Annotated in this window: 14 protein-coding genes; 7 read left to right on the forward strand and 7 right to left on the reverse strand. The window is 64.6% G+C overall.

What is annotated here, in order from left to right:
• The first annotated feature begins 113 nt into the window (after positions 1-113).
• The gene (gene sugE, locus NKH03_RS21245) at positions 114-428 is read left to right on the forward strand and encodes a quaternary ammonium compound efflux SMR transporter SugE (protein ID WP_352970328.1); all 315 of its coding nucleotides are present in this window, start codon (positions 114-116) and stop codon (positions 426-428) included.
• Positions 429-502: 74 nt separating this feature from the next.
• On the opposite strand, the gene NKH03_RS21250 is transcribed toward sugE, so the two are convergent.
• Entirely contained in the window at positions 503-931 is a 429-nt protein-coding gene (locus NKH03_RS21250) for a DUF6481 family protein (protein WP_109667244.1), read from the reverse strand.
• A 220-nt stretch (positions 932-1,151) separates the two neighbouring features.
• Between NKH03_RS21250 and NKH03_RS21255 the strand changes: the two genes are divergently transcribed.
• The 3 genes from NKH03_RS21255 (at position 1,152) to NKH03_RS21265 (ending at position 4,573) form a co-directional block, all read left to right on the forward strand.
• A complete protein-coding gene (locus tag NKH03_RS21255) occupies positions 1,152-2,213 on the forward strand; it encodes an LLM class flavin-dependent oxidoreductase (RefSeq protein WP_352878160.1) in 1,062 nt (353 codons plus the stop codon).
• A gap of 121 nt (positions 2,214-2,334) precedes the next feature.
• Entirely contained in the window at positions 2,335-3,504 is a 1,170-nt protein-coding gene (locus tag NKH03_RS21260) for an AI-2E family transporter (RefSeq protein WP_352970330.1), read from the forward strand.
• Between the two features lie 67 nt (positions 3,505-3,571).
• Positions 3,572-4,573 (forward strand): LLM class flavin-dependent oxidoreductase, encoded by a 1,002-nt coding sequence (locus NKH03_RS21265; protein WP_352970332.1) that lies wholly within the window; start codon positions 3,572-3,574, stop codon positions 4,571-4,573.
• A gap of 95 nt (positions 4,574-4,668) precedes the next feature.
• On the opposite strand, the gene NKH03_RS21270 is transcribed toward NKH03_RS21265, so the two are convergent.
• Positions 4,669-5,688 carry a LacI family DNA-binding transcriptional regulator gene (locus tag NKH03_RS21270; RefSeq protein ID WP_352635564.1) on the reverse strand — a complete coding sequence of 340 codons (1,020 nt, stop codon included), beginning with the start codon at positions 5,686-5,688 and terminating at the stop codon, positions 4,669-4,671.
• Between the two features lie 221 nt (positions 5,689-5,909).
• Between NKH03_RS21270 and NKH03_RS21275 the strand changes: the two genes are divergently transcribed.
• The 3 genes from NKH03_RS21275 to NKH03_RS21285 are packed head-to-tail and all read left to right on the forward strand — an operon-like array spanning position 5,910 to position 9,770.
• The gene (locus NKH03_RS21275; RefSeq protein WP_352970334.1) at positions 5,910-7,493 is read left to right on the forward strand and encodes a sugar ABC transporter ATP-binding protein; all 1,584 of its coding nucleotides are present in this window, start codon (positions 5,910-5,912) and stop codon (positions 7,491-7,493) included.
• Positions 7,490-8,815 carry an ABC transporter permease gene (locus NKH03_RS21280; RefSeq protein ID WP_352970336.1) on the forward strand — a complete coding sequence of 442 codons (1,326 nt, stop codon included), beginning with the start codon at positions 7,490-7,492 and terminating at the stop codon, positions 8,813-8,815. Before NKH03_RS21275 ends, NKH03_RS21280 begins: the two co-directional genes overlap by 4 nt.
• The gene (locus NKH03_RS21285; RefSeq protein WP_352970338.1) at positions 8,802-9,770 is read left to right on the forward strand and encodes a substrate-binding domain-containing protein; all 969 of its coding nucleotides are present in this window, start codon (positions 8,802-8,804) and stop codon (positions 9,768-9,770) included. The genes NKH03_RS21280 and NKH03_RS21285 overlap by 14 nt, the downstream gene beginning before the upstream one ends.
• A gap of 276 nt (positions 9,771-10,046) precedes the next feature.
• On the opposite strand, the gene NKH03_RS21290 is transcribed toward NKH03_RS21285, so the two are convergent.
• Genes NKH03_RS21290 through NKH03_RS21310 form a run of 5 tightly spaced genes read right to left on the reverse strand, consistent with a single transcriptional unit; the run spans position 10,047 to position 16,296 of the window.
• Entirely contained in the window at positions 10,047-10,508 is a 462-nt protein-coding gene (locus tag NKH03_RS21290; RefSeq protein WP_352878141.1) for a MarR family winged helix-turn-helix transcriptional regulator, read from the reverse strand.
• Positions 10,505-11,089, reverse strand: a complete 585-nt coding sequence (locus NKH03_RS21295) for an amino acid synthesis family protein (RefSeq protein WP_352970340.1) — start codon at positions 11,087-11,089, stop codon at positions 10,505-10,507. The genes NKH03_RS21290 and NKH03_RS21295 overlap by 4 nt, the downstream gene beginning before the upstream one ends.
• Positions 11,082-11,963, reverse strand: coding sequence for a UPF0280 family protein (locus NKH03_RS21300; protein ID WP_352970342.1), 882 nt, complete (start codon positions 11,961-11,963; stop codon positions 11,082-11,084). The genes NKH03_RS21295 and NKH03_RS21300 overlap by 8 nt, the downstream gene beginning before the upstream one ends.
• On the reverse strand, positions 11,963-13,504 hold the full coding sequence (locus NKH03_RS21305; protein ID WP_352970344.1) for a 6-hydroxynicotinate reductase: 1,542 nt from the start codon (positions 13,502-13,504) through the stop codon (positions 11,963-11,965). Before NKH03_RS21305 ends, NKH03_RS21300 begins: the two co-directional genes overlap by 1 nt.
• Positions 13,501-16,296, reverse strand: coding sequence for a molybdopterin-dependent oxidoreductase (locus NKH03_RS21310; RefSeq protein WP_502913540.1), 2,796 nt, complete (start codon positions 16,294-16,296; stop codon positions 13,501-13,503). Before NKH03_RS21310 ends, NKH03_RS21305 begins: the two co-directional genes overlap by 4 nt.
• Between the last annotated feature and the right edge of the window lie 4 nt (positions 16,297-16,300).

A 16,300-nucleotide genomic window follows, 5' to 3' on the forward strand; every position in this document is an offset into this window, starting at 1 on the left:
GGGACGACCTCGCGCCTTCCCCGAAATCCGGTCGGGACGACCCGTCATTGTTTGATTGGTCATCGGACTCCGAAAAATACTTTTCGGTCCGATGCCATGATGGAGCGTTGCCGATGTCTTGGATTTTTCTCTTTCTTGCCGGCCTGTTCGAGATCGGCTGGGCAATCGGCCTCAAATACACTGATGGCTTCTCGAAGCTGGTGCAGACCGTGCTGACCGTTGCCTCGATGATCGTCAGCCTCACGCTGCTCGGCCTGGCGCTGAAGGCACTGCCCGTCGGCACCGCCTATGCGGTATGGACCGGCATCGGCACCGTCGGCACGGCACTGCTCGGCATCTGGCTGCTCGGCGAGCCGGCCACCGCGATCAGGCTAGCCTGCATCGCGCTCATTGTCGGCGGCATCATGGGATTGAAGTTCGCCGCCTGACCATAGCGGCGGACAAGCACGTTCAGGGCCGCTGCGAGGCGACCCTGACCTTGAATTTGATGCTTGCCGCGAGGCTAGCGGGCGGAGAAGCCCGGAGGCGTCCTGCCGGTGCGCTGCTTGCGCGCCGCGTAGCGTGCGTCGCGCTTGGCCTTGCGTTCGGCTTCGTCGGCCAGAAAACGCGCGATGCGCTCGTTCTCTTCGGATTCCCGAATCTTGGCCTCGGCCTGCGCAGCTTCCTCGGCGGCGATACGTGCCGCCTCGGCAGCTGCCTCGCGCTCGGCCTTCTCGACCGCTTCGCGTGCCAGCTTTTCCTGCTTCAGCCGTGCCTTTTCAGCCTCGCGGATTTCGCGGGCCTCAAGGATCGCCTTGCGTTCGGCCTGCCGCGCCAGCACCGCGGGATCATCCGCCGCCGGCTTTGCCTTGAAGCGCTCGAGGAGCGCCTTCTTTGCCTCGTTTGCGGCGTTACGCCGCTCGAAAACGTCTTTTTCCCTGTAGATAGCCAAGTCCACTTCCCTGAAGTCAATTCGCGACGCTTACATACGCGCGAAAACCGAGAGTTCAAGCGCCAAAACGGCATGGCAGCCATGAAATTGTTGGCTGTTGCAGCCGGGAGACGCCTTTTCGGCCGAAACCGACATGCACTGTTCACCGTCCGCCCCTCTGGCGGCGAGGCCGGTCGGTCGCTACGTCTAGCGCCAAAACCCAACATCAGGATGACATTTAATGGAACTCGGTCTCTACACCTTCGCCGACGTCAGCCCGCACCCGGGCCCTGGCGCCATCGGTCCGCATGAGCGGCTGCGCAACCTGATCGAGGAGGTCGAACTGGCCGATCAGGTCGGTCTCGACGTCTTTGGCCTTGGCGAGCATCACCGGCCCGATTATGCCGCTTCCGCGCCGGTCGTGGCCCTGGCCGCGGCCGCCGAGCGCTCGAAGCGCATCAAGCTGACCAGCGCCGTCACCGTCCTGTCTTCCGATGATCCGGTGCGCGTCTTCCAACAATTCGCCACGCTCGACCTTCTGTCGGGCGGCCGCGCCGAGATCATGGCCGGGCGCGGCTCGTTCATCGAATCCTTCCCGTTGTTCGGCTACAACCTCGAGGACTATGACGAGCTGTTCGCCGAAAAGCTCGACCTCCTGCTTGCCATCCGCGATAGCGTGAAGGTGACCTGGTCCGGCAATCTGCGCGCACCGATCAACGATCGCGGCGTTTATCCGAGGCCTTTCCAGGACAGGCTGCCAGTCTGGATCGCCATTGGTGGGACGCCACAGTCTGCCGCCCGCGCCGGCGCGCTCGGGCTGCCGCTGGCGCTCGCCATCATTGGCGGTGAGCCGGCGCGTTTCGCGCCGCTGTTCGATCTCTACCGCGAGGCCGCCAAGCGCGCCGGCAGCGATCCGGCGGGCCTTGCCACCAGCATCAACGTGCACGGCTTCATCGCCGAAACGACCGAGCAGGCGGCCGACGATTTTTACGGCCCGCAGGCGGAGGTGATGAACCGCATCGGCCGCGAGCGCGGCTGGGGCCCGACATCGCGGGCGCATTTCGACCAGTCGCGCGGCCCGGACGGCGCCCTGTTCGTCGGCAGCCCCGAGCAGGTGGCCGAGAAGATCGTCGCCCAGCACAAGATCTTCGGCAATGACCGCTTCCTGCTGCAGATGGCGATCGGCACCATGCCGCATGCCAAGATCATGAAGGCGATCGAACTCTACGGCACCAGGGTGGCGCCGATCGTGCGCAAGGAAACGGCCAAGGCCGCACCGGCGCTGGCAGCGCCCGTCGCCTAAAGCCAATCGCAAGGCCCAATCACGGGCCTTGCCTGCAATGCCGGCTAACGGAACCTTGAGCCTGCGGAGGCGTTTTCGTCAGCGGAATGCACCAATTGCGGTGCGCCGCTGAGGGATCGTGATGAAAGCCGAACCCGCTGCGTTGGGCGCAGGCGTTGCCGATGAGCCGGATTCGCGCGTCGCGGCTCGCGCCGACACCCGTCTGACGCGCTCGCTGCTCGTCGGCATCTTCCTGTTCATGGCCATCTACGCGCTCTACTTCGCCCGCGCCTTCTTCATGCCGGTCATCCTGGCTTTCCTGCTGACGCTGACGCTGACGCCGATCGTCCGGCTGCTGCGCAAGCGCGGCATCCCTGAAGTGATTTCGGCAACCGTGCTGGTGCTGCTGTCGCTCTTCGTTTTCGCCAGTGCCGGCTATTTGCTCAGCGGTCCGGTCATCGATCTCATCAACAACACCTCGTCGATCGGCCAGCGGCTCACCGAACGGCTGGCGCAATTGCGGCGTCCGCTCGAGAAGATCATGCAGATTTCGCATCAGGTCGAACAGCTGACCGAGACCTCGCAGGAGCCGGGCATCCAGAAGGTGGCGGTGGCGCAGTCCGGCATTCTGTCGGCGGCGGCCAGTAACATCCTGTCGGCGGGAACAAGCCTCACCATAATCTTCGTGCTGTCGCTGTTCCTGCTCGCCTCTGGCACGATGTTCTACGAGAAGATCATCCAGTCCTTCGCTCGTCTCAGCGAAAAGAAGCGGGCCCTGCGCGTCGTCTATGACGTGGAACGGGAAATCTCGCACTATCTGCTCACCGTCACCATCATCAATGCCGGTCTCGGCACCGTCATCGGTCTTGGCTTGTGGGCACTCGGCGTGCCCAACCCGCAAGTCTGGGGCATCGCTGCCGCGATGCTCAACTTCCTGCCCTATGTCGGCGCCCTGTTGACCATCATACTTGTTACGATCATGTCGCTGATCAGCTTCGACACCATCTCCTACGCGCTACTTGCGCCGGCCTTCGTGCTGTTGTGCGATATCGTCGAAGGCCAATTCGTGACGCCGACAGTGGTCGGCCGCCGCCTCGAGATCAATGCCGTGGCGATCCTCATCGCCATCGCCTTCTGGTCGTGGCTGTGGGGCTTCGTCGGTGCCCTGATGGCGGTGCCGCTGCTGGTCGTCATCAAGGTGTTTTGCGATCATTTCGACGGGCTGAGCCACGTCGGCAATTTTCTCGCCGCACAGCACACGGCTGTCATCGAGGACGAGGACGTCGCCGACATCGAAGCTGCAAAAGGCTGATCAATATTTTTGAATTTGCAGGTCGCGATGCGCGTCCTACATGCGGTCGTGACACAGGATACCGTTCATGACCGACCTTTCCGTTCTCGACCTGTCGCCGATCATCGAAGGCGGCGATGCCTCGCAGTCGCTGGCCAATTCGCTTGATCTTGCCCGTCATGCCGAGCGGCTGGGCTACAAGCGCTTCTGGCTGGCCGAGCATCACAACATGCCGGGCATTGCCAGTGCGGCAACGGCGGTCGTCATCGCCCATGTCGCCGGCGGCACCAAGACCATTCGTGTCGGCGCCGGCGGCATCATGCTGCCCAACCATGCACCGCTGGTCATTGCCGAGCAGTTCGGCACGCTGGCCGCGCTGCATCCGGGCCGTATCGATCTCGGCATCGGCCGGGCGCCCGGCACCGACATGGGCACGGCCCGCGCCTTGCGCCGCAATCTCGAGGCCGGGGTCGACAATTTCCCTCAGGATGTCATCGAGCTGATGGGCTATTTCCGGCCGGCCGAGGAAGGCCAGCGCATCCGCGCCGTGCCTGGCGAGGGCCAGAACGTGCCGGTCTGGATCCTCGGTTCCAGCCTCTATGGTGCGCAGCTCGCCGCCATGCTCGGCCTGCCCTATGCCTTCGCCTCGCATTTCGCGCCGGCGGAACTCGATCACGCGCTGGATGTCTACCGCTCGCGCTTCCAGCCGTCGGAGCAACTCGACAAGCCGCATGTCATGCTTGGCATCAACGTCTTTGCCGCGCCCACCGACGCCGAGGCACGGTTGCTGTTCACGTCGTTGCAGCAGGCCTTCGTCAACCTGCGCACCGGTCGGGCCGGCCGACTGCCGCCACCCGTCGAGAACTATGACCGCGATCTCGAGCCAATGGCTAGGACCATGCTCGGCCAGGCCTTGTCCTGCGCCGTCGTCGGCTCTCCGGAAACGGTCCGGCAAGGCATCGACGCCTTCGTGCGCCGCACCGGTGCCGACGAACTGATGGTCACCGCGCAGATCTTCGACCATGCGGCGCGGGTGCGGTCGTTCGAGATCCTGGCCGAGGCGCACAAATCGCTGTCGCAAGCGGCCTGACAGTCCTGGTACGAGATACCCTTGGAAAGTGGGGTCCGCCTCGGTTAAAGGCGGTACACCTTTCGCAACATCGAGCGCCCGCCAACGCGCGAAAACTACGCGCTCACGCTCTGCGCCATCGCTCCCAGCGGGCGGCATGAATTGCGGATCATCAGCCGGCCCTTGAGCACCAGCTTGCGCGGCGGCGCGTCCCTGTTGCCGGCGAGACGGTCGAGCAAGAGATTGGCGGCCTGCTCGCCGATCGCCTGCACCGGCTGGGCGACCGTGGTCAATTGCGGCTGGAACACATCGGACCACGGAAAATCGTCGAAACAGGCGACCGAAATGTCCTCCGGGCAGGACAGGCCGATGTCGCGGATCGCCTTCATGGTGCCGATCACCATCGGGTTGTTGGCCGAGAAGATCGCGCTTGGCCGATCGTGCGAGGAAAGCATCTGCATGGTGGCATTGTAGCCGTCGATCTCGTGGAAATTGCCGAAGCGGATCAACTCCTCGGCGATCGGCAGGCCGGCGGCGTGAAGCGCCTCGCGATATCCCGTCATGCGGTCATGCATCGGCGAAATGTCCGACGTGCCGGTGATGTAACCGATGCGCCGATGGCCGAGATTGATCAGATAGGTGATGGCGTCGAACACCGCGCGCTGGTTGTCGAGTACCACGGCATCGGTATCGACACCTTCGCAGAGACGGTCGAGCAGCACGACCGGCACATTGGCGTCGTCGACGATCCGCTTGAGGATCGCGCCGTCGCCGACGCGCGCCACGATCAGCCCGTCGACCATGCGGTCGAGCAGCAGCCTGATCTGGTCGTCCTGGGTGTTCAGGTCCTCGTCCGTGCAGCAAAGCATGACGGCGTAGCCGGCCCGGTCGAAGGCCTGCTGGATGACCGAGACGACATCCGTGAAGAACGGGTTGGTGATGTGCGGCACGGTCAAGCCGATAGTGCGGGTGGTGCCCATCTTCAGGCTGCGGGCGATCGCGTTGCGCTTGTAGCCGATATCGCGGATCGCCTGTTCGATGCGCTGGCTGAGCTCCGGGCTGACCGTTGCCGTGCCGTTGATCAGCGCCGACACCGTGGCGACCGATACACGCGCCGCTTCGGCGACGTGGAGCATGGTCGGCGCCGTGGATTTTCGCTTCCTAGTCCGCTTGGATGCTGCCATTTCGAAACGTTTCGCCGCCCCTCTATGTGCTATACCTACGGAATCTTGCAGTTTTTCGCAAGAATTGAAATAGGTCGGTTCAACATTATCAGATAGCGGCTTGACATGATCGAAACGTTTAGATTAGCGTTTGGATGAGATTTGACGAGGACGGAAGGGAGGCCGCCATTGTCATGGAGCACGCGAGTTCCCTTTCCCTGGAGCACGACGCGGCGGATCGGTCAGACACCGTTCTGAGCGCCGAGCGCATCTCCAAGAGCTTCGGCGGCATCGCCGCCTTGGTCGACGTCGGCTTCGAGCTGCGGCGCGGCGAGGTTCATGCCCTGATGGGCGAGAATGGCGCCGGCAAGTCGACGCTGATGAAGATCCTCTCCGGCGTCTACACCGGCTATGAAGGCACGGTCAGCGTCGATGGCCGTCCCGTCAGCTTCGCCGGCGTGCGCGACGCCGAGGATGCCGGCATCGCCATCATTCACCAGGAACTCAATCTCGTTCCCGAACTCAGCGTCGCCGACAACATCTTCCTCGGCCGCGAGAAGCTGATCGCCGGGCTGATCGTCGACCGCAAGGCGAGCGGCCGCGCGGCGGGTGCTTTGTTGCAGCGGCTTGGCATCGAACTCGATCCGCAAGCCCGCGTCGGCGCCTTGCGCGTCGGCGAGCAGCAACTGGTCGAGATCGCCAAGGCACTGTCGATGTCGGCACGCATCCTGATCATGGATGAGCCGACCTCGGCGCTGTCTCCGGCCGAATGCCAGCGGTTGTTCCGCATCGTCCGCCAGCTTGCCGACGGCGGTGTCGCCATCGTCTACATCTCGCACCGCATCGACGAGGTCATGCATCTGGCCAGCCGCGTCACCGTGTTTCGCGACGGGCGCCACGTCCTGACCAAGCCGATGGCCAGGCTCGACGAGGATGCGATCATTTCGGCGATGGTCGGCCGCAACCTGCTCGCGTCCTCCCAGGAAGAGCGCAACCCCAGTGGCAAGATCGTGCTTTCGGTCGAGAACCTGTCGCTGTCGAAGCCCGATGCCCATGGCTGGCGCACGGTGATCGACGGCGTCGGCTTCGATCTTGCCGCCGGAGAAATCCTCGGCATTGGCGGGCTGCTCGGCTCGGGCCGCACCGAGATCATGGAAGCGATCTTCGGCTCGAGCGATGGCCGCACCGGTGGCGAAATCCAGGTCGATGGCCTGCCCGTGGATATCCGTTCGCCCCGCGATGCAAGGCGGCTGGGCATCGCGCTGGTGACAGAAGACCGCAAGACGCAAGGCCTGCATCTGCAAGCATCGATATCGGACAATGTCGCGCTGCCGCTGGTCGGTTCGCTGGCGCGCTTCGGCATCCGCTCGTTGGCCGGCGAACAGGGGCTGGCGCGGCAGGCGGTCAAGGCTCTCGGCATCCGCTGCCAGGACATCGACCAGGCCGCCGGCACGCTGTCGGGCGGCAACCAGCAGAAGGTCGTCATCGGCAAGTGGCTGGCGACGAAGCCAAGGGTGCTGTTGCTGGACGAGCCGACGCGCGGCATCGATGTCGGCGCCAAGCGCGAGATCTACGACCTCATCTTCAAGCTGGCGCGCGACGGCCTCGCCATCGCCGTCATCAGCTCCGAACTGCCGGAGCTTTTGCATCTCTCCGACCGCATCCTGGTAATGGCCGATGGCCGCCAGACAGGCATTCTTTCCCGCGCCGCGGCAAGCGAGGAGGCCATCATGCGCCTTGCCGCACCGCGCCGGAGCATATCGAGACCAGCCGCATGACTGCCCTGAAACTCCTGTCCCAAACCAAGCTCTATTGGGGCCTGATCGCCATCTTCCTGATCGGCGTGCTGGCCTCGCCGATGAGCTCGAAGGGCAACAACATCTTCCTCTCGTACGGCAACCTGCTCGACGTGCTGCGTCAGGTCTCGACCACCGGCCTGATCGCCACCGGCATGACGGCGGTCATCATCACCGGCGGCATCGATCTCTCCGTCGGCTCGCTGATGGCCATCTGTTCGGTGGTCTGCGCCATGCTGCTGACGGTTCCAGGCGTGACGCCGGGCGTCGCGCTGGGCGTGCCGACTGTCGCCTTGGTGGCGCTTTGCCTCGGCTTCGTCGTCACCCGCTTTATCTTCCAGAACCTCGCAAAATCCCGTGCCGGCGCCGATGTTGCCCGAGAGGTCAGGCTTGACGGCATTCGTGGCCTTGTCACGCCCGCTGTCGTCGGCGTGGTCCTGTGCTGCCTGTCCCTGTGGTACCTGCTGCCGCAGATCGACTCGAAATTCGGCGTGCTCGGCGTGCTGCTGGTGGCGCCGTGTGTCGGGTTGCTGTTCGGCACACTCAACGGCTTCATCATCGTTGCCGGACGCTTGCAGCCCTTCATCGTCACACTGGCGATGATGGTGACGGCGCTCGGCATCGCCCGGCTGACCGCCGGCCAGAACAATGCGGTGCTGCCGGTCTATACAGGCTCGAACGCCACCGCCGATTTCGAAATCCTGCGCTCGCTGGTGTTCGGCATCATCCCGATGCCCGGCCTGTTCTTCCTCGGCGCCATCCTGATCTATGGCGCGGTGCTGCGCTTCACGCCGTTCGGCCGCTATGTCTATGCCATCGGTGGCAATGAGGAAGCGGCGCGCCTCTCCGGCATCGCCGCCGGCCGCGTCAAGATCGCCACCTATGCCATTTCCGGCCTGCTCGCCGGCATCGCCGCCGTGCTCTATGTCGCGCAGTACCGGCAAGGCAAGCCGGATGCCGGCGCCGGGCTGGAACTGGACGCCATCGCTGCAGTCGTCATCGGCGGCACCAGCCTGATGGGCGGGCGCGGCAGCCTCACCGGCACGTTTTGCGGTGTGCTGATCTTCGGGCTGCTCTCCAACATCCTGCAGCTCCACAACATCAATTCGAACCTTCAGCTGGTGCTGAAGGGGATGATCATCATCGGCACCGTGCTCGTCCAGGAGCGCAATGCTGGTGATCTCCTGGCCTATCTGCGCCTGCCAGGCGGGCAAACGGCGCGCAAGGAAACGGCCGCGGCAAAGCGGCCGTCGCAAGAGACACCGTCTCTCAATCTCGGAGGAAACAAAAATGAAACGACGTGACATGCTGAAGCTTGCCGCCATGACCGCGGCACTGCTGACCACCACCGCGCTGCTGACCACCGGCAATGCATATGCCCAGGACAAGAAGTGGAAGATCGGCTTCTCCCAGGTGACGACCATCGAGCCCTGGCGCGCGCAGTTCAACAAGGACATCCTGGCCGAAGCCGCCAAGCATCCCGAGGTCGAGCTGATCATCACCGACGGCGAGGACAAGACCGAAAAGCAGGTCGCCGATGTCGAGAACCTGATCCGTCAGGAGGTCGACGCGCTGCTGGTGTCACCGAAGGAATCCGCCGGCCTGACCGGCGTCGTGCAGCAGGCGATCGATGCCAAGATCCCGGTCTTCGTGCTTGATCGCAATGTCGACACCAAGGACTATACCCAGTTCGTCGGCGGCGACAACGCGCTGATCGGCCGCGCGGCCGGCGAATATGCCGTCGAACTGCTTGGCGGCAAGGGCAAGGCATCAGGCAATGTCGTCGAGATCTGGGGCGGCATGGGCACCCAGCCGGCGCATGATCGCCATGACGGCTTCCATGAATTCACCGACAAGGAGCCTGGCATCAAATATCTGCTCGACCAGCAATCGGGCGACTGGAAGCAGGACCAGGCCTACAATCTGATGGCCAACGCGCTGAAGAGCAACGAGAAGATCGATCTCGTCTACGGCCACAACGACCCGATGGCCTATGGTGCCTATCTCGCCGCCAAGGACGTCGGCCGCGAGAAGGACATCAAGTTCATCGGCATCGACGGTCTGCCCAACGAAGGCGTGCAGATGGTGAACAAGGGCGAGCTGACGGCGACCTTCACCTATGTCACCCCCGGCGCCGAAGGCCTGCGCCAGGCGATCAAGTTCCTCAACGGCGAGAAGGTCGAAAAGACCATCACTCTGCCGACCGAGAAGATCACCAAGGAAAACGCCGCCCAGGTGCTGAAGGACAACGGCCTCTGAGCAACAGAACGTGAGGGCATAACTCAGCGCTGCCCCTCATCCGCCTGCCGGCACCTTCTCCCCGTATAAGTGACGGGGAGAAGGGAACTGTCGCAAACGCCAGCTCCTTTTTGCAACGCTGGTGATTGGTGAAATCATCTGTGACGGCGTCTCCCCGTCACTATACAGTCACTATACGGGGAGAAGTGCCCGGCAGGGCGATGAGGGCAGCGCAGACCGACAAAGTTTGCCAACCCAGTCTCGAAAATGCCAGCCCCTACATCAATGGGGCAGCGCTTACGCCAGCTTGGCCAGCAGTTTCATGAAGGTGGCGATCTCCTTGGCCGAGAGCGGCGCCAGCGTTTCCCTTGTGATCTCGCGGGCCAGGGGAATCAGGCGCTCGATCGCATCGCGACCTTCCGCGGTCAGGTTAACCAGCAGCCGTCGCTTGTCAATCTCGTGCTTGGAGAGCTCGACAAGGCCGCGCGCCTTCAGCCGGTCGATGACACCCTTCACCGTCGCCGCGTCCATGGCGATCAGCGTGCCGAGCTGGTTCTGCGAGGTCTCGCCGACATCGCGCAGCTTGGCGAGTGCGGCGAATTGCGGCGGCGTCAGGTCGCCGATATGCGCGGCGAAGATCGAGACATGGCGCTGGTGCGCCTTGCGCAGGATGAAGCCGACCTGCTCCTGCAGGTGGTAATCCTGGTCGTCGGGCTCTTCGACCTCGACCAGCTTGAGCAGATTGTCCTCGGCGCTCACCGCAGCCCATCCCAGGCCTTGATGTCCTCGGCTGCCAGCCCGCCCATGCGGTCGTGCACGCGCGGGCCGCAGGTCATGGCGAGGCAAAACAGGATCTCGTCAGCGCGTGGCCCGTCATTGATGCCGACTTCCATGGCGTCGAAATGGCTGCGCACATAGGCGGCGTTGATGTGGCCGAGCGGCACGTCGAGCCTTGAACCGAAAGCGCCGACCTTCTTCGCCGACGGCACGATCGCCTTGGCGTCGCCGAGCCGCTCGCGCATGGCGTAGCCGCCGGGCACATGCCAGAGCGCGCCATGTTCCAGCTCACCCGCCGTGCCGACAATGGCGCCCTTGCCATAGCCGTCGATTTGCTTGACGTCGCCGCCGAGCGCGGCGATCAGCCGGTCGGCGAGCAGCAGGCCGAGCGGCTTCAGATCGTCCATGGCGCTTTGCAAGTCCTCGACATAGCGCCCGGCGAACGGGTTCTTCACCAGCGCCATGGCAGCGGCGCGGCGGCGCGGCACTTGGGCCACCGGCCCGCCCTCGTGAAAGATCTCCTCGGTCAGAACCGCGACCTTGCGGATCGGAAACTCAGGCATGCGCAACTTCCTTCCCTGGACTTTTGTTGGGCGCGGCAAGCGCCATGGAACCATCGATGCGGGTCTGGCCGGCAAGGAAGAGCGCCGATGCGGCGATCAATCCCCTGCGGCGGAAATCTTCGGCGACGGCAAGCCCGCTGTCCAGCGCCATGGCGATCTCCGCTGGAGAAAGCCGGCCGACTTCTTGCGTGACAAGCCTGTCGCCAAGGTCGCTGTCCGGCGCCAGATCGCGCGCCGGCACACGCCGGATGGCTGGATGGCCGCGAAGATCGACGGCGTTGGCGATCAGCGTCGCGGCGGCATCGGCTTCGGCTCCGGTCTTCGCGAGCACGTTGACGGCGTCGGCAATGCCCAGCGAGAACGAGCGCCCGCGCCACCCGCTGGTGGCAACGCCGTGCACGCCATCCTCGGCGCGGATGACGATGCGGTCGGCCAGACCGTGTCCGGTGCCGGCAATCGCAAGCGTCATCGACTCCCCGGCGCCAAGATGGATCGCGCTGTCGCCGCCATTGTTGACATAGGCTCGGTCGAGCCTGCGTCCGACAATCAGCGCATCAAGTATTTCGTCGGCTACTGAACCGGCAACGGCCGCCATCGGAGTGATGAAGCTTTCGGCCAACGGCACCACAGCCGCTTCCATACGCCGCGCTGTCGGACCGACGAAGGCGCGCGGCCGCAACGCGGCTGGGCGGCGCAGTTCGGGCAATTCCTCTACCAGCTCGGTCAGGATCGTCTGGAACCGCGCTACGGCCTGGTCATAGGCTAGACGGCATTCGCCCGCCTCGCCAAAGACTTCGACGATCAGGTCGATCGGCCCGTGGTTGAGATGCAGCCGCTTGCCGTCCTGCAGCCAATGCGCTTGTGGACCGTCCATCACCCGGCCCCGTTCGAGCCCGCGCGGCGCAATTGTGCCAGCGGTGGCCATGGATTGCTGGCCGCGGCACCGGTGCCACGTCGCGGATTGAGGTATTCGCCACCCCTAGCGACGATGTCCTCGACGCTGCGTATCTCGGCCTCGTAGCCGCCCAACCTGATGTAATCGTCGCGGCGCAGGGTGAATTCGATCGGCGCCACAAGTGCGGGGGTCGGCACATAGCCAAAGGCGCCCTCCGGCACCCTTGTGACATCGACCATCAGCGTGATGCCGCCGCCTGGCCAGACATAGACCGGCGCGCCGCCGACCGTGACATAGGTGGTCAGGCCTTGCACGGAACGGGTCAGGTTGACCGGGTTTTCGGTGACGCCGGCGCGCAGCGAGCCACCGGCGCCGCCGATGAACAGCACCGTGCACAGCGCCGGCTCGCAATTATCCTCGATCAACTCGACGGACTTTTGCAGCCGTTCGGGAAACGGCTTTTGCACCGGCTTCAGCTCGTCGTCGAGCTCGTAATAGGCAAACTGTTCGCCGGTGGTCGAAACCATCAGCAGCGACAGGCCCGGCCGCGCGCCCTTCTTGGCATTCCATTCGCCGAGAATCGACAGCGGGTCGGAAATGCTGGTGCCACCCCAGCCGAGGCCGGGCTCGGAGACCTTGAAATAACGGCCCGGCGTCGACCGCCGCCCGATGATCTTGATCCCGGTATCCTGCCAGCCCAGTACCTTGCCGGCCTGATGCTCGGAAACGACGCCGGTGATGTGGTCGTCGACCACCACCACCTCGTCGACCAGACCGCGCCATTGCGTGGCGAACATGCCTATCGTGGCAGAGCCGCACCCGACCCGCATGCGGTGTTCCTGCTTGCCGTCGATGACCGGTGGTTTGCCGGCCTCGACGATGATGGTGGCGCCGCCGTCGATGGTCAGTTCCACCGGCTTGCGGTTGCACAGATTGAGCAGCGCGTCACAGGTGGCGCGGCCCTCGGCCTTGGAGCCCCCCGTCAGATGATGAACGCCGCCCAGCGACAGCATCTGCGAGCCATATTCGCCCGTGGTGACATGGCCGATCGCTTCGCCTGCCGCGCGGACAATGGCGGTCTCCGGGCCTAGGTGGCGGTCGGTGTCGATCTTCACTTTGACGCCACAGTAGGAGAAGATGCCCTCGGTGACGACGGTGACAAGATCGACGCCCTCGACTTCCTGGCTGACGATGAAGGGGGCAGGCTTGTAGTCGGGGTAGGTGGTGCCGGCACCGATGGCGGTGACGAAGCGGCGGCCGGTGTTGACGAGTTCGCCGTCCCATGCCTCGCCCTCGGCAACGAACGGCACGATTGCCGCGCCGGTCTCCGCCGCATGGTCGAGGATGGTCAGCGGATCCATTCGCACGATCCTGCCGCCGACATTGCCGTAGCGGTCGCAGGCGCCGGTGCGGCCATCGGCGATGTAGCACATCACCGGACAGGCATCGCAGCGGATCTTTTCCGCCACCAGCTTTTCGCCGGGATCGTGGGTTTCGAAGCGCTCGGCAAGCTCGCTCATCGGCGTGCCTCCTTTTCGCGAATGGCGGCGCGGATACGCGTCGGCGTCGCCGGAACCTTGGTGACCAGCACGCCGGTTGCGTGGCGGATGGCATTGAGGATCGCCGGGGCCGTCGGGATCAGCACATGCTCGCCCAACCCCTTGGCGCCAAACGGTCCTTCCGGATCCGAAACTTCTATCAGGATGGACTCGATCGGTGGCACATCACCGATCGTCGGAATGAGATAGTCGTGCAGATTCTCGGTGCGGCCGGGGATATACTCCTCCATCAGCGCCATGCCGATGCCTTGCGCGATGCCACCTTCGATCTGGCCCTCGACCAGCAGCGGGTTGATCGCCCTGCCGACATCGTGCGCGGCGGTGATCTTGATCAGCTTCACCGTGCCGAGCTTGAGGTCAACCTCGAGTTCGGCGATCTGCGCGCCATAGCCATAGACCGCATAGGGCTTGCCCTGTCCCTTGGCATCGAGCGGCAGCGTCGGCGGGTCGTAGGTCTCCTCGGCGCGGAAGACGAAGCCTTCAGCATCCACGTCGAGCGAGGCGAGGTCGATACGGCGAGTGGCTTCACCTTCGCGGATGGCGATCGCCGGGCCGTCGAGTTGCAGCGACGCCTTTTCGGACACATTGGCGAAACGCAGGATCTTTTCGCGCAAGGCGCGGCCGGCCTTTTCGGCTGCCTTACCGGTGACGAAGGTCTGGCGCGAGGCCGATGTCTTGCCGGCGTCGGGGCTGATGGCCGTATCGGCGCTCCTCAGCTGGAATTTCTCCAACGGCAGGCCAAGCGCATCGGCGCAGATCTGGGTGATGACCGTGTTCGAACCCTGGCCGATATCGACGGCGCCCTGGTGCAGGATGACCGCGCCGTTCGCCGCGATGCCGACCCGGATGGTCGACGGATTGGGCAGCGAAGTGTTGCCGCAGCCGTACCAGCAGGACGCGATGCCAACGCCGCGCTTTCTATCCCGGTTGGCACTGTTGAACGCATCCGCATCGGCCGTCGCGCGCGCCCAATGCGGCCGCAGCGATTCGAGGCATTCGGCGATGCCGACGCCTGAGTCCAGCCGCTGCCCGGTAACCGTTTCGGAGCCGTTCCGAAGACAGTTCTTCAAGCGAAAATCGAGCCGGTCCATGCCGAGCTTGCCGGCCAGCTCGTCGTAGAGCGTCTCCTGCATGATCGTCGCCTGCGGCACGCCGAAGCCGCGGAAGGCGCCGGAAATCGGCCCATGCGTATGGATGGCGCGGCCCTCGGCGCGGTAGTTCGGCGTCGCATAGGGTCCGGAGGCATGCACCGGCACGCGGTTGGCGACCGTCGGCCCCCAGCTGGCATAGGCGCCGGTGTTGAAATCGCCTTCGAAGATCATGCCGGTGACAAGGCCATCGGCATCGGCGCCGATCGTCGCCTTCATCTCGGCTGGATGGCGCTTGGTGGTCGACATCATCGATTCGTTGCGGGTGTAGGCAAGGGCCGCCGGTCGGCCGGTCTTCAGCGCCACGAGGCCGATCAGCGGCTGCAGCGATACGTCGAGCTTGGAGCCGAAGCCGCCGCCGGTCGCCGTCGGCACGATGCGCACCTTGTCGACGGGGAGGCCAAGCACCTTCGCCGTGTCGTCACGGTCCATGTACGGCGCCTGGGTGCAGGCGACGACGACCAGCGTGTCGCCGTCCATATAGGCGTGGCCGGCTTCCGGCTCGATATAGGCATGCTCGACATAGGAGGTGTCGATGGCACCGGAAACCGTGACGGCGGCACTGGCAAGAGCAGCCTCCGGATCGCCGCGCTCGACGAAGCCGGAGGTCAGCAGGTTGGAAGGGCGGTTCTGATGGATCGGCGCGGCACCCTCGGCCTGGGCCTCGCAAGGCTGCAGGGCATGCGGCAGTTCGGTCCAGCGGACAGGGAAATCCGACAAATCGAGATCGAGCATCGCCTCGCGCTCGCCGGCGACCAGCGCCACCGCCTCGCCGCGCAGCCGGGCAAACCCTTCGGCCAGCGCCGGCTGGTCGGCGAACGGCCCGATGACGCCGAAACAGTTCTTGCCGGGAATGTCGGCGGCGGTGAAAACACCGGCGATGCCGGGATGTGCCTTCGCCCAGCCGTCGAGGTCACCGAAGGCGAAGCCGGCGTGATAATGCGGCGAGCGGACCACCAGCACGGCCAGCGCGTCGGCAGGGAAAGAATCGCCGCCGAATTTTTCACCGCCGGTGACTTTTGGCACGCCGTCGAGCCTGACAGGGGAGGAGCCAATCGCTTGGCCGGATCGAGGCAAGCGGAAATCGAGGCTTGCTGCCTGCAGCGACGCATCCATCACCGCCGCGATGATCTTCCGGTAACCGGTGCAGCGGCACAGAATTCCGCCCAGCGCATCCTGCACCTCGGCCTCGGTCGGGCTGGGCTGCTTGTCGAGCAATGCGGTTGCCGCGACCAGCAGCGCCGGCGTGCAGATGCCGCACTGCGCCGCGCCATGGGCAAGGAACGAGGCTTGCAGCGCCGACAGCCGACCATTGGCGAGGCCTTCGACGGTTGTAACCGACGTTCCGGCAGCGGAGGCAGCCGACATCAGGCAGGCGCAGACGGGATCGCCGTCGACCAGCACCGTGCAGGCGCCGCAGTCGCCGGCGTCGCAGCCGACCTTGGTGCCGGTCAGCAGCAGTTCGTCGCGCAATACCGAGGACAGCCGGCGCAGCGGCGGTACGTTGACCGAAATGGAGTCGCCATTGACCTCGAATGCGATATCGGACCGTGCAGCGCCGAAGCCAGGCAGGATGTTGCCTGGAACGGGCAGGGCTTCATTCATTTCA

Origin of the sequence: Mesorhizobium sp. M1406, from assembly GCF_040317555.1 — a bacterium.
Taxonomy (GTDB): Bacteria; Pseudomonadota; Alphaproteobacteria; order Rhizobiales; family Rhizobiaceae; genus Mesorhizobium.

What these genes read in the sequence shown, in the direction of transcription:
- NKH03_RS21310 (WP_502913540.1), bottom strand. Translation starts at nt 16,296, where the DNA reads ATGAATGAAGCCCTGCCCGTTCCAGGCAACATCCTGCCTGGCTTCGGC.
- NKH03_RS21295 (WP_352970340.1), bottom strand. Translation starts at nt 11,089, where the DNA reads ATGCCTGAGTTTCCGATCCGCAAGGTCGCGGTTCTGACCGAGGAGATC.
- NKH03_RS21260 (WP_352970330.1), top strand. Translation starts at nt 2,335, where the DNA reads ATGAAAGCCGAACCCGCTGCGTTGGGCGCAGGCGTTGCCGATGAGCCG.
- NKH03_RS21255 (WP_352878160.1), top strand. Translation starts at nt 1,152, where the DNA reads ATGGAACTCGGTCTCTACACCTTCGCCGACGTCAGCCCGCACCCGGGC.
- NKH03_RS21270 (WP_352635564.1), bottom strand. Translation starts at nt 5,688, where the DNA reads ATGCTCCACGTCGCCGAAGCGGCGCGTGTATCGGTCGCCACGGTGTCG.
- NKH03_RS21280 (WP_352970336.1), top strand. Translation starts at nt 7,490, where the DNA reads ATGACTGCCCTGAAACTCCTGTCCCAAACCAAGCTCTATTGGGGCCTG.
- NKH03_RS21305 (WP_352970344.1), bottom strand. Translation starts at nt 13,504, where the DNA reads ATGAGCGAGCTTGCCGAGCGCTTCGAAACCCACGATCCCGGCGAAAAG.
- NKH03_RS21275 (WP_352970334.1), top strand. Translation starts at nt 5,910, where the DNA reads ATGGAGCACGCGAGTTCCCTTTCCCTGGAGCACGACGCGGCGGATCGG.
- NKH03_RS21265 (WP_352970332.1), top strand. Translation starts at nt 3,572, where the DNA reads ATGACCGACCTTTCCGTTCTCGACCTGTCGCCGATCATCGAAGGCGGC.
- NKH03_RS21285 (WP_352970338.1), top strand. Translation starts at nt 8,802, where the DNA reads ATGAAACGACGTGACATGCTGAAGCTTGCCGCCATGACCGCGGCACTG.
- sugE (WP_352970328.1), top strand. Translation starts at nt 114, where the DNA reads ATGTCTTGGATTTTTCTCTTTCTTGCCGGCCTGTTCGAGATCGGCTGG.
- NKH03_RS21300 (WP_352970342.1), bottom strand. Translation starts at nt 11,963, where the DNA reads ATGGACGGTCCACAAGCGCATTGGCTGCAGGACGGCAAGCGGCTGCAT.